The sequence below is a fragment of the Streptomyces sp. NPDC059477 genome, assembly GCF_042749375.1.
Classification (GTDB): Bacteria; Actinomycetota; Actinomycetes; order Streptomycetales; family Streptomycetaceae; genus Streptomyces.
The window spans coordinates 19972-32835 of record NZ_JBHYUG010000040.1 but is presented as its reverse complement, the minus strand read 5'-3'; the positions used below and the strand labels follow the sequence as shown (position 1 = coordinate 32835).

At 71.0% G+C, this 12864-nt stretch carries 9 protein-coding genes; 3 read left to right on the top strand and 6 right to left on the bottom strand.

The genetic code is table 11. The features are described 5' to 3' along the window. Positions 1-16 precede the first annotated feature (16 nt). From ACFXAZ_RS20970 to torT, 6 genes are all read right to left on the bottom strand, one after another. Complete coding sequence (locus ACFXAZ_RS20970) at positions 17-1294, bottom strand: hydroxymethylcytosylglucuronate/cytosylglucuronate synthase (RefSeq protein ID WP_384593164.1); 1278 nt, start codon at positions 1292-1294, stop codon at positions 17-19. A gap of 340 nt (positions 1295-1634) precedes the next feature. Then, entirely contained in the window at positions 1635-2108 is a 474-nt protein-coding gene (locus ACFXAZ_RS20965) for a cupin domain-containing protein (RefSeq protein ID WP_384593161.1), read from the bottom strand. A gap of 114 nt (positions 2109-2222) precedes the next feature. Next, entirely contained in the window at positions 2223-3668 is a 1446-nt protein-coding gene (locus ACFXAZ_RS20960; RefSeq protein WP_384593158.1) for a gamma-aminobutyraldehyde dehydrogenase, read from the bottom strand. A gap of 51 nt (positions 3669-3719) precedes the next feature. Beyond that, on the bottom strand, positions 3720-4757 hold the full coding sequence (locus ACFXAZ_RS20955) for an ABC transporter permease (RefSeq protein WP_384593155.1): 1038 nt from the start codon (positions 4755-4757) through the stop codon (positions 3720-3722). Then, complete coding sequence (locus ACFXAZ_RS20950; RefSeq protein ID WP_384593152.1) at positions 4754-6322, bottom strand: sugar ABC transporter ATP-binding protein; 1569 nt, start codon at positions 6320-6322, stop codon at positions 4754-4756. Before ACFXAZ_RS20950 ends, ACFXAZ_RS20955 begins: the two co-directional genes overlap by 4 nt. Positions 6323-6334: 12 nt before the next feature. Further along, entirely contained in the window at positions 6335-7561 is a 1227-nt protein-coding gene (gene torT / locus ACFXAZ_RS20945) for a TMAO reductase system periplasmic protein TorT (RefSeq protein ID WP_384593149.1), read from the bottom strand. Between the two features lie 499 nt (positions 7562-8060). Between torT and ACFXAZ_RS20940 the strand changes: the two genes are divergently transcribed. The 3 genes from ACFXAZ_RS20940 to ACFXAZ_RS20930 all read left to right on the top strand — a co-directional run bounded on the left by ACFXAZ_RS20940 (position 8061) and on the right by ACFXAZ_RS20930 (position 12840). Continuing rightward, positions 8061-8654 (top strand): TetR/AcrR family transcriptional regulator, encoded by a 594-nt coding sequence (locus ACFXAZ_RS20940; protein WP_384593146.1) that lies wholly within the window; start codon positions 8061-8063, stop codon positions 8652-8654. A gap of 396 nt (positions 8655-9050) precedes the next feature. Then, positions 9051-11072 (top strand): SpoIIE family protein phosphatase, encoded by a 2022-nt coding sequence (locus ACFXAZ_RS20935; RefSeq protein ID WP_384593143.1) that lies wholly within the window; start codon positions 9051-9053, stop codon positions 11070-11072. Between the two features lie 361 nt (positions 11073-11433). Next, positions 11434-12840 (top strand): hypothetical protein, encoded by a 1407-nt coding sequence (locus tag ACFXAZ_RS20930; RefSeq protein WP_384593141.1) that lies wholly within the window; start codon positions 11434-11436, stop codon positions 12838-12840. Positions 12841-12864: the final 24 nt, after the last annotated feature.

The following is a 12864-nucleotide window of genomic DNA, read 5'->3' as shown; positions in this document are numbered from 1 at the left end:
AGACCTTCCAGGCGACTCACGGGGTGGGTGGGACGGTGCGGGGGGAACGGCGCCGGGTGGCTTCCGCGCCGACCGCGACGCCCGGCTCGGGCGCGTCGGGTGAGGGGACGGCCGCGCCCAGGACTTCGAGCAGCGCGTCGGCCACCTGGGCCGCGCCACCGGTGCCCACCGCGGTGGTGAGCGCGTCCCACCGGCTGACACCGGCGGTCCGGTGCAGCGCGTCCAGGACGCCGTCCCGCAGGGCGCGGCCGATGTCCCGCCGGTCGTCGCCCCGCGCGGCCGACCCGATCGCGCCGTAGATGTGTTCGAGAGCGTGGTCCTCGCCCTCCGCACGGAGCGCCAGCGCCTCGTCCTCGACGAACACCTCCTTGGGCCAGAGCACCCGCAGTTGGGCCCCGAGCGCCTGGCTGTGATACCGGCCGTTGAAGATCTGGCTGAGGTTCTGCGGCGGCAGACAGACGGTGGGGACGCTCAGTCCGCCCGCTTCGAGCAGGGTGGTCAGACCGGGCGAGGTGAGCAGAACGTCGCAGGCGTCCAGCCGTTCCAGGAACGCGCTGTGCCCGAGCGGGCCGGCGGTCGTCCGCGGCGGGGCGACGGACGAGTCGACGAGACGGGCCGCCAGGCCCGCGGGCAGATTCCCGGCGATGTGCGCCTTCTCGATCCCGTGGGCGGCGAGGGCCTCAAGGACGGCCGGGACGACCAGGCGCGGGTAGTCCTCCGGATCGACGAGACTCGGCGCCCGCAGACCGCCCAGGCTGACCAGCGCGCTGCGGTACGGGCGGTCCGCGTCCCGCCGGGCGTCACGCTCCGGCTCCGGGGCCCGGGGCCGGGCGATGACGGCCTCCACCCAGCGCAGCCCCCTCGCGTCGGCCAGGACGGCCCGGCACTCGGGCGGCAGCTCGACGCATTTCTGGGCGCAGTACACCGTCGCGTCCAGCGGCAGCGCGGCCCGGTCGCCCTCGGACCAGAGGAAGGGCAGGCTGTCGACGAAGACCGTGGGTACGCCGATGGCCAGCAGCGCCGCCGCCGCCGCGCCGTCCAGGACGACCACGGCGGCCCGCACCCCCTGTGTCCGCACGAACTCCTCGACCGCGGAGGTCAGCCGGCCGGGATCGTCCGGCAGGTCGTACCAGCCGTCCACGGCGTGCTCGGCGAGCAGGGGCCGGCCCAGTCCCGACGCCATCCCGATGAACCGCAGCGGAGGTGTCGACCGGTCCTGGAGCGCGGAGAGCACCGCGCTCAGTTTCCCCGAGCTTCCCCACCCGAATTCGGCGCCGATGACAGCGACGGTCAAGGGATCTAATCGTGTGTCAGGGGCCACGGAGTGCGTGGCGGCAATGGACGGCATCGGCTGACTCCCGCATTTTCAAGATCGCGTGGTCCCTCTTCGAAGCCTCTTTCGAGCACCACGCTGACATGCGTGGGTGCGGGGACGCAAGGAATCGGCACGCCATCGGAACCGGCGAGTGAATAGCCAGATCAGGCGACATGAATATGAGCCGACGAGTGATAGTTGAGAACTCGTCAAAGAAATGGAAGAAATCGGCCAGGAAGGGCCGCCGGAACTGAAATTCCTCCCGAATTCCGGCGGCCGGTATGTACTCCATGGGCTGGCTCGAAGACGAGGGCCGTTGTCAGGCTCCGTCGCCGAACTCCCAGTAGTCGAGGTACTCGGAGATCTCTCCCTCGGTGTTGGGGCCGTACACCGCGATCATGCGGGCGTACTCCGGGGCCCAGTAGCGGCCGGTGCGGCCCTTGGGGACGAGTGCCGCCTCGCCCGGTCCGAGGACCACGGTCCTGCCCTCGCACTCGATGTGGAGTTCGCCGCGCAGGACGTAGTTCAGTTCGTCATGGGCGTGATGGTCCGACCAGCCTGCGCTGATCAGCTCCCATTCGGACACGGAGTAGTCGCTGCCGCCGTCTATCGGCGGAATGATCCACCGGCTGCGCATATTTCGGGTCGCCTCGTTGAGGGCCACCAGCGGGACCGGCCGCCACACCGGGAGCGCGCCGGTCTCGGCGGCGGTGGCGAAGCGGTCGCGCGGCGCGCTCCTCGGCTCGTGGGGGAAATCGGTGCCGGCCTGCGACCGGGCTTCCTCGGATGCCATGCGGGTGCCTTTCCGTATGTTCGGTTCTGGATGTTCGGTTCTGCGTGCTCAGGGAGTCGGATGTGCCGCCCGAGCGCCCGGCGGCACGGTCCAGGTCCAGGTCCGGAGGCGGCCTCAGCCCGCGATGGCGGCCATGACGTGCTTGACGCGCGTGTAGTCCTCCAGGCCGTACATCGACAGGTCCTTGCCGTAGCCGGACTGCTTGAAGCCGCCGTGCGGCATCTCCGCCACCAGCGGGATATGGGTGTTGATCCAGACGCAGCCGAAGTCCAGGTCCCGGCTGAAGCGCAGCGCGCGGCCCACGTCCTTGGTCCACACCGAGGAGGCCAGGCCGTACGGGGTGCCGTTGGCCAGTTCCAGCGCGGCCCGTTCGTCCGTGAAACGCTGCACCGTGATCACCGGTCCGAACACCTCGCGCCGGACCAGTTCGTCGTCCTGGCGCAGCTCCGAGACGACTGTCGGGGCGAGATGGAAACCGGCCTCGCCCAGCCGGTGCCCTCCGGTGGTGACGGTGGCGTGGGCCGGGACGCGGTCGAGGAAGCCGGTGACCCGCTCGAAGTGCGCCGCGCTGTTCAGGGCGGGCACGAACGCCTCGTCGCTCGCCACGCCCTTGTCGTACGTGGTGGACAGGGCCCTGGCCTGTTCGGTGAGCGCGGCCACCAGGTCGTCGTGGACACCGGGGGCGGCCAGGATCCGGGTCGCCGCCGTGCAGTCCTGTCCCGCGTTGAAGTAGCCCGCGACGGCGATGGCCTCCGCGGCGGCGGCGATGTCGGCGTCCTCGAACACGACGACCGGTGCCTTGCCGCCGAGTTCGAGATGGACGCGCTTGAGATGGTCGGCGGCGGCGCTCGCCACCTGTCTGCCCGCCTCCACCGAACCGGTGATGGCCACCATGTCGGGCCGCGGATGGGCGATCAGAGCGCGGCCGGTGGCGCGGTCGCCGCACACCACGTTGAGCACGCCCGGGGGCAGGAACTCGGCGGCGATCTCGGCCAGCAGCAGGGTGGAGGCGGGGGTGGTGTCACTGGGCTTGAGGACCACGGTGTTGCCCGCCGCGATGGCGGGGGCCAGCTTCCACACCGCCATCATCATCGGGTAGTTCCAGGGGGTCACCTGCCCGACGACACCGACCGGCTCGCGGCGGATCCACGAGGTGTGGTCGGCCAGATACTCTCCCGCCGCCTTGCCGTCGAGGAGGCGGGCCGCCCCCGCGAAGAACCGCAGATGGTCCACCATGGGCGGCACCTCCTCGGCGGCGGTCAGCGGGATCGGCTTGCCGGTGTTCCGGGACTCCAGCGCCGCCAGCTCACCCGCCCGCGCCTCCACCGCGGTGGCCACGTCCAGCAGGGCCTTCTGCCGTTCGGCGGGGGTGGTGCGCCGCCAGCCGGTGAACGCGTCGGACGCGGCCCGGTAGGCGGTGTCGACATCGGCGCGGCCGGAGACCGGGGCGCTCGCGAAGACCTCACCGGTCGTGGGATCGACCAGGTCGCCGGTGATTCCTTCCTCGGTGTCGGTGTACCGGCCGTTGACGAAGTTGCGCAGGACGAGCTTCTCGCTCATCTGGTTCCCTCCAGGGGATGGGTGGTCGGGCGGATGGTGTGCGCGGGTGCGTCAAGTCGCCCTGGTCCGGCGCCGGACACGGTCCACGAGCAGCGCGGTGATCAGCAGCGCGCCGAGCAGGATCTGCTGGACGTAGCTCTGCACCCGGATCAGATCCATGCCGTTGCTGAGCAGGACGAGGAACAGGGCGCCCATGAGGACGCCGGACACCCGTCCTTCGCCGCCGTTCAGGGAGACTCCGCCGAGCACCGCCGCGATGATCGACATCAGCGGGTACTGGACGCCGACGTTCGCCTCGCCGGTGGACATGCGGGCGGTCAGCATGAGCCCGACCAGGGCGGCCAGCAGACTGCCGGTCACCATCACCGTGAGCAGGGTGCGGCGGACATCGACCCCGGACTGGTAGGCCGCGCTCTCGTTGCCGCCCACCGCGTAGGACTGCCGGCCCAGGCGGGTGTGGTTGAGGAAGACGTACGCGGCGGCCAGGACCAGCAGCAGGATGACGGTGGGGAAGGGGACGCCGAGCACCATGGACGTGCCGAACCGGCGGGAGAACTCCGGCGGCAGGCCCACCACGGGGGTGCCGCCGGACAGCAGCAGCGCGGTGCCCGTCGCCACCGAGGCCGTGCCGAGGGTGACCATGAACGCGGAGATCCTGAACACCGCGATCAGGACGGCGTTGAGCAGGCCGAGGACCAGACCGACCCCGATCCCGGCCAGGCACCCCAGGAGGATGGCGGTGGCCGGGCCGCTGTCGGCCAGGGAGGTCATCACCATCGCGCACACGATGGAGGACAGGGCGACACAGGCCCCGTTGGACAGGTCGTAGTGCCGGGTCACCAGGTAGAGCATCTGGCCGACGGCGACGATGCCCAGGAAGCTGAGCTGCCGGGCGACGTTGGTCAGGTTCTCCGTGGAGAGGAAGCGCGGTTCGATGACGGCGAAGGTGATGATCAGGGCGAGCAGCAGGACGGGCAGGATGCCCCACTGGACGAACAGCGTCCGGGCGTAGCGGGCCGGGGCCGAGGGTGCCGGGCGTGCGGTGCCCGCCGGCGTTTCGACCTCCTCGACGGGCGGGGCTTGGGTCACGGGGTCGCTCCAGCTTCTTGGGACGAGTGAGGGAAGAACGCGGGGAGTACGGTCTCCTCGGTGAGGTCCGCGCCGGACAGTTCCGCGGCGATCCGGCCGCCCGTCACCACGTAGAGGCGGTGGGCCAGGCCGAGTACCTCGGGGAGGTCGGAGGAGATGACCAGGACCGCCGCGCCGGCCCGGACCAGGTCGTGCATGGCGGCGTAGATGTCCGCGCGGGCGCCGACGTCGATGCCCGCGGTGGGTTCGTCGAAGATGTGCAGGGCGTAGGGCCGGGTGAAGCCCCGGGCGAGCACGATCTTCTGCTGGTTGCCGCCGGAGAAGGTGGTGGGCGGTGCCTGCGGGGTCATCGGCCGCAGGCTGAGCCGCTGGAGCACCTCGGTGGTGTCGCGGCGCTCGTCCCGCCGACGGAGGAACCCGCGGGCGGTCCAGCGGCCGAGCGCGGACAGGGAGACGTTCTCGGCGGCGGGGCGTACCGCGATCAGCCCGTCGCGCTTGCGGTCGGCGGGGTAGTAGATGACCCCCTCGGCGAGGTGCCGGGCCGGGGCCGACCGGGCGCCCATCTCCTTGCCGCCGATCAGTATCCGACCGGCGGTGCGTTGCGCGAGGCCGAAGCAGAGGCGGCCGATGGTGGCCTTGCCCGAGCCGACGAGCCCGGCCAGGCCGACGATCTCGCCGCTGCGCACGGTCAGGTCGATGTCATGGACGTCCTCGCCCGACACCTTCCGCAACTCCAGCGCGACGGCTCCCGGCCGGTGGGCGACGGTGGGGAACATGGTGTCGACCCGACGTCCTGTCATCAAGGTCACCAGGCCCGTGTCGTCGACCTCGTCGAGACGGCAGGTGCGCACCAGGGCGCCGTCACGCAGGACGGTGACCCGGTCGCCGATGGCTCTGATCTCCTTCATCCGGTGGGTGATGTAGACGATCGCCAGGCCCTCGGACCGCAGGCGCCGCACGATCGTGAAGAGCCGGTCGGTCTCCTCGTCGGTGAGCGAGGCGGTGGGCTCGTCCAGGATCAGCACCCTGGCGGAGTCCTGGAGGGCCCGGGCGATCTCCACGACCTGCTGCTGTGCCCGGCTCAGCTCACCGGTCAGGGTGTCGGGGGCGAGGGACGAACCCACGCGGCGCAGCGCCTGTTCCGCGACGCGCCGCCGTTCCCCCCGCCACAGCAGACCGCCGCGCAGGGGTTCCCGGCCCAGGGTGAGATTCTCGGCGACCGTCAGCTGTGGCACCAGGGCGGGGTCCTGGAAGACCGCGGTGACGCCGTGTTCGCGGGCCTGGAGCGGGCTGGTGGCGGCGAGTTCGGTGCCGTCGACGCGTACGGTCCCGGCGTCGGCGCGGTGCACTCCCGCCAGCACCTTGATGAGCGTCGACTTCCCGGCCCCGTTCTCCCCGAAGAGCACATGCACCTCACCGGGCAGGAAGTCGACGCTGACGTCCCGCAGGGCGGTGATCCCCTGGAAACGCTTGGTCAGGGACCGCACGGACAGCGTGGGTCCGGAGCGGACAGGCACGGACCCGGCGGCCCCGGTGCCTGCGGCGGTGGCTGCGGTGTCGGACATGGGTGGCCCGCCTCAGTTGACGTTGAACACGGGGCGGAATCCCGGCGAGGGAAGATTCAGTTCCTGCACCAGCTCATCGAGGTTCGCCACCTCGGCACCGGCCGCCGGACCGCAGATGACCTGGGCGTTGGTGCCGATGTACCCGCCGCCGACCAGCGGCTCGTCCTCCAGCACCCGGACGGCCATGTCCATCGCGATCCTGGACAGGATCAGGTCGTTGCCCGCGCTGGCACAGGTCGCGTCACCGTTCTTGAGCAGGGTGTGCACCTCGGGGGTGAAGTAGTACGACGCCGTACGCACCTTGTCGCTCAGTCCGCGCTCCCTGAGGACGCCGTGGGCGGCGTCGGCGGTGGTGGCGCTGCCGAGCACGTAGTCCATCTCGGGGTAGGCGCCCAGGGCGTTCTCGACCAGGTTGAGCTGGGTGTCCTTGCCGGTGTCGCCGTACTTGGTGCCGAGGACCCGCACCTCGCTGCCCTCGGCCTGCTGCTTGAAGCAGGACATGAGCTGTTCCAGGGAGCCGACGCCGGTCGGCCCCGGGAACCACACACCGTTGACCGGCTCGCCCCGCTCCTTGAGGTAGGTGGCGAGGCTGGCGCCGAGGGTGCAGTAGTCGAACAGGGCACGGCCCTGGACCTTCTGGCTGGTGACACCGGTGACCATGTCGATGACCACGACGCCCTGGGCGGTGATCTCCTCGATCTTGGGGTTGAGCGCCTCGTTGCTGACCGCGCCGAGCAGAACGGCGTCCGCGCCCTGGGCCACACAGTTGGACAGCTGGTCCAGTTGCTTGCCCACCTCGGTGTAGCCGCCCGCCTCGTACACCTGGAGGTGGACGCCGGTGCGGTCGGCCTCGGCCACCAGCGCCTCGTTCTGGCCGACCCAGTAGGGGTCCTTCACATGGGGCAGGAGTGCGCACAGCGACCAGTCGCCCTTGATGCCGGTGGTCGGCAGCGGGGTGTAGACGCCCGGCTCGCGCTTGCCCTCGCATCCGGGGCTGTTGCAGTCGATGACCTGGACGGGCATCGCCCAGTCCTTCTTGGTGACCGCCGCGCGCAGGGCGGCCGGGGTGTTCCTGGTGGGATCGGCGTACACACCGCCGGCTTCCTTCGGCGCGGTCACCGGCGCCGGGCGGTCGGCCCGGGTGCCGGTGGTACCGGCCTGTGTGCAGGCGGCGAGGCTCAGTGAACAGACGGCGCCGAGAACGAGCGCGCGCTTGCGGCTCAGGAGTCTGACTTCCATGGCGGTGATGCACCCCTTGCGTGGACGGGCTACGGCCCATGTCGGTGAAGGTCGTTCGGTTGCTGCGGAACCGAGGGTGTGGGACCGGGGGTGTGGGGGTGTGTGTTCCGGAGGCGGTGGTGTGCCTCCGTGCGGGCCTGCCGGGCGTCGGCCGTCGCTTCTGATGACGGCCGGACCGCGTGGGCCGTCCCGTCGACAATGGCTCACGCCTGGTCGGCGGGGCCATGACCGCCTCTCACGGTGTCCGGGGACGGTGGGAGAGGGGTGTGTGGTGCCGAGGATTCAAACACGGTCACCTGTCCAGGTCAACCGTCCATGTCCAGTGTCTTGATCTGCTGTCCCAGACGCTCGTCTTGGTCGGATGTCCATGAATCTGTGTATAGTGACGAGACCGCTGTGGGTACGGGTGTCGGCCCGTCCGGCGGGGCAGACAGCACAAGCACAGAGCCGCACGGTGTGACCCACGGCCACCGTGCCGCCCGAGCCGAATCGAGGTAGCGTGCGGGTTCCCACGACCGAACGACGACGGCAGCTCATCGAGGCCGCCGTCGAACTGATGCGGTCCTACGGGGTCGACCAGGTCACCCTGCGGAGCATCGCGCAGAAAGCCGGCGCCCCGCTCGCCACGCTCCACTACTGCTTCCGCGACAAGGACGAGCTGATGCGCGCCGCCGCGGATCACTGGCTCGACTGCTTCGTACGCGACCCGATCCCCGAAGGCATCGCCCTGGACGCCGGGTTGCGCGCGACCATGGACCGGATCACCGAGGCGTTCTGGGAGTTGATCGAGTCCAATCCCGCCGATCTGCGCGCCCAGATCGAGCTGGTCACCTGGGCGGTGCGCGACGGGGCGCACCCGGATCTCGCGGAGGCCATGTACTCGCGCTACGAGGAGACGCTCGGTGAGGTGTTCGCCGAGACCCTCGCCGCGTCCGGCGAGCAGTCGGCCGTCGACCCGAAGATCCTGGCCCGCGCCTACATCGCGGCGGTCGACGGCGCCATCCTGCAACGCATCTCCGAACCGTCCAGCGACCGCCCGCGCGAGGTCTTCGACCTCCTGGTGGAGTCACTCCTGCTGCGCGCGGGCGTCTGACCCGGACGACGTACGCCTCCCGCTCACCGGCGTCCCGCTCATTTCTCACCGTGACCGACGCAGTGGGGCGGGCGACGGCCTGCCCCTGAGTGCCGGTGTGGACAACGTTCCGATGCGCACCGAGAGTTGGGGATCACCCACTGTGTCCTGTTGGCACCCGTCCCGGCAGGCCGGGACGGGGGAAGCCGGACCGTGACCGACCGTGCGGGCCACCGACGGTGCGGCTGTCGGCAGCGAGGCCGAGGCGGGCCCGCGTGTCGGAGTCTCTCAATGCGATCATTCCTGGCGATGTCCGCGTTACGGTTGATTCACAGGGCGACTCCAAGGGGCCCTGGCCTTCTGCACCGGTCAGGGCATGGGCGTGGGCGTTGGCCCGGTCTAGGGAGGTGGGCGGACGTGGTGCGGTCACAGCCGGGCGGGAGGACCGGGGTCTTCATCTTCCTCATCGTCTACATCGCCGCGGTCTCGGCTACCCAGTACCCCACCTCACAGGGCGGTGTGGTCCGCCTCGGCGGGCTCTCCATCCTGGGCCCCCTCGCGGCGAGCGCGCTCCTGCCGTACCGGCGGGCGCTGATCATCTGCGGGCTGACCATGGTGGCCGTGGTGGTCCTCTACGGCGGTGTCATTCCGGGGCTGCCGATGCTCCAGCGCCTTCTCACCATCGCGATCGTCTCGCTGGGCACGGCCGCGAGCGTCCTGGTCCTGCGTATCCGCCTCGCACATGAGGAGCGCATCAAGGGGCTGATGATCGCCCGGGACCGGCTGAGCCTGCTCACCGCCGCCGGCGAGCAGGTCGGCTCGACGCTCGACGTCACCCGCACGGCCCAGGAGTTGACCGACGTGGCCGTGCCGCAGTTCGCCGACGCCGCTGCCGTCGACCTCTTCGGCACCATCATGTCCGGTGACGAACCCCCCGTACCGCCGGCCGCGGAACCCGTCATCGTACAGCGGGTCGCCTGTTCCCGCGCGGGGGCGGAGCCCGCCCCGGACTCCGGGTCCGGCACCGGCGGTCCGCAGACCTACCCGCCCGGGTCCCTGCCCGGCGACGCCCTGCTGTCGGGCCGCCCGGTCCGTGGCGAGGTCATGGACTCGGACGCCGTCGACAGCAGGTTCGCCCGGGCCGACGCGCCCCTCACCGGCCTCGGCGGCGGCTCGGTCCTCGTCGTACCGCTGCGCGCCCGGGGCATCATCCTCGGTGTGGCGACCTTCGTCAGGGCGGCGGGCCGGGTGCCCTTCGACGCCGACGATCTGCTGCTCGCGGAGGAGATCGGTACGCGTTCCGCGGTGTGCGTGGACAACGCCCGCCGCTATGCCCGGGAACACCTGACCGCCCTGGCCCTCCAGCACAGTCTGCTGCCGTCCGGCCTTCCCGAGCAGAGCGCGGTCGAGGCCGCCCACCGGTACCTGCCCGCACAGGTGGGGGTCGGCGGCGACTGGTACGACGTCATCCCGCTCTCCGGTGCCCGGGTGGCCCTGGTGGTGGGAGATGTCATGGGCCATGGCGTGCAGGCCGCCGCCACCATGGGCCGACTGCGCACCGCCGTGCACAACTACGCGGCACTCGATCTGCCGCCCGAGGACCTGCTGACCAACCTCGACGATCTGGTGAAGCGCCTCGATTTCGAGGAGTACATCGCCACCTGCCTGTACACGGTGTACGACCCCGTGGCCCGCCGGTGCACCCTCGCCCGCGCCGGGCATCCGCCACCCGCCCTGGTCCTCCCCGACGGTTCGGTGCACTTCCCCGACGTCCCGGCCGGGCCACCTCTCGGCGTGGGCGGGGCCCCCTTCGAAGCGGTGGAGATCCCCGTACCCGAGGGCAGCCGGCTGGTCCTGTACACCGACGGTCTCATCGAAGCGCGCGACCGCGACATCGACACCGGGATGGAGGCGCTCCGTCACGCGCTGGAGAACGCCCCGGACCGCTCCCCGGAGGAGACCTGCCAGGCGGTCATGGCGACGCTGCCGGACTGCCGCCCCCGCGACGATGTGGCCCTGCTCGTCGTCCGCACCCTGGGTCTCCCGGCCGACCGGTGCACCAGCTGGGACGTGCCCAGCGACCCGGCGGCGGTCTCGGCGGTGCGGGAGCGGGCCCTCAAACAGCTGGAGGAGTGGGAGCTGGCCGAGTACGAGTTCAGCACCGAGCTGATCATCAGTGAACTGGTGACCAACGCCATTCGCTACGGCGGTACGCCCATCTCCCTGCGGCTGCTGCGTGACGACAGTGTCCTGATCTGCGAGGTGCGGGACGGCAGCGGCACCTCGCCCCGGCTGCGCCGGGCCGGTGCGGCCGACGAGGGGGGCCGCGGTCTGTTCCTGGTCGCCCAGCTCTCCGAGCGCTGGGGCACCCGCTACACACCCAACGGAAAGATCATCTGGACCGAGCAGCCCCTGTCCGCCGGTCCGGTGTCTTCCTGAGCGGCAGCCCCAGCGCGCTCACCCCTGCTGCCGGGTCAAGGCGAGCGTGGCCGGTTCACTCCGGCGGGGGGTGAGTTCTCGCCCGGTAGCGGGGGATTTCGGTCAGGACGGGTGGGGCGGGGGGCCACGGGTGAGGCGGCTGTGGTGGCCGGTGGCGGTTGTGGTGTCGTGCGGCGCGGGGGCCGAGGGGGTGGGCGGGTACGCAAACCCGCCGTGCCGGGTTGGCCGGAGCCATGAATGCGGCACTGTACGTGGTTCTTCTCCTGCGATGCGCTACTGAGCGTCGCGGTTCCGCCCCGGCAACCAGGTGTGGAGCCGGTCGGCGTGCCCTCCAGCAGCGTCAACTCCAAGGGGAAGAACGATGACCATTCCTCCTGTTCCTTCCGCTCCGCTCCGGGTCGCCCTCGTCAACGGCAGCTTCGAAGCGCCCGCCGTGACGGACTACGAGATCCTGCCGGACGCCAGCCAGACCCAGGCGCCCAAGCGCGTCCCCGGCTGGCTCACCACCGCCTCCGACCACATGGTCGAGCTGTGGCATTCGGGCTTCCTCGGGGTGCCGTCCGCCGAGGGCACCCAGTTCGCCGAGCTGAACGCCAATGAGGTCTCCACGCTCTACCAGGATCTGCCGACCACCCCGGGCACGACGCTGTACTGGCGGCTCCATCACCGTGGCCGGCTGGGCGAGGACACCATGGCGCTGGACATCGGCGTGCCCGGTGCGGCGGTGGAGCAGCGGCGCTTCTCCGACGGGAAGGACGCCTGGGGGCACTACACGGGCACCTACGTCGTCCCGGCCGGGCAGACACTGACCCGGTTCGCCTTCCGCTCCATCGCCGCCGCGGGCGGCAACCGCGGTGTCGGCAACTTCCTGGACGGCATCTTCTTCGGCACCGCCCCTCAGGTGGTGCTCGGCAAGACCGCGATTCCCGCCGGGCCGCTGGACGTGGGCGATGTCATCACGTACCGCGTCACCGCCAGGAACGAGGGCGGTGGCGCGGCCGAGACCCTTGTCCTGACCGACGCCATCCCACCCGGGACGACCTATCTGCCCGGGTCCCTGCGGATCGTCGACGGCCCGAACACCGGAGCGCTGAGCGACTCGCCGGGCGACGACCAGGCGTACTACGACCCCGGCGCGAACCAGGTCGTCTTCCATCTCGGTGCCGGTGCGTCGGGCGCCGCCGGGGGCGGTCTGCCCAGCACGGAGAGCCTGCCGGGCGGGACCACGGCGGAGTACCGGGTCGTCATCGACCGGGCCGCCGGCGGAAGCCGGATCAGGAACACCGCGACCGCCTCCTACGAGAACCGGCTCGGCGAGACACCCCAGCCCCTGACAGCCACCTCCAACGAGGAGATCACGGACGTCGAACCGGCCGCCGACCTGAGTGTCGTGAAGGCCGCCGACGCGACGACCGTCACCGTGGGGCAGACGGTGACCTACCGCGTCACCGTGCGCAACACCGGCCCGAACCGGGCCACCGGCGTCCGAGTCACCGACCGGCTCCCGGACGGGCTCGCCTTCCTGTCCGCCGACGGCCCCGGAGGCTACGACCCGGCCACCGGCCGGTGGACCGTGGGTGACCTGCCCGACGGGGCCGCCACCACCCTCGTCCTGCGGGCCAAAGCCACCAGGACCGGCCGGATCGACAACACCGCCACCGTCACCGCCAACGAGAAGGACCCCGACCCCACCGGCAACACGGACTCCACCACCCTCTGCGTCGAACCGGCCCCCTCCTGCTGTGCCCCCTGCTCCACCGAGAAGTAGTCCGCGCCGAGAGGCGGCCTGCGC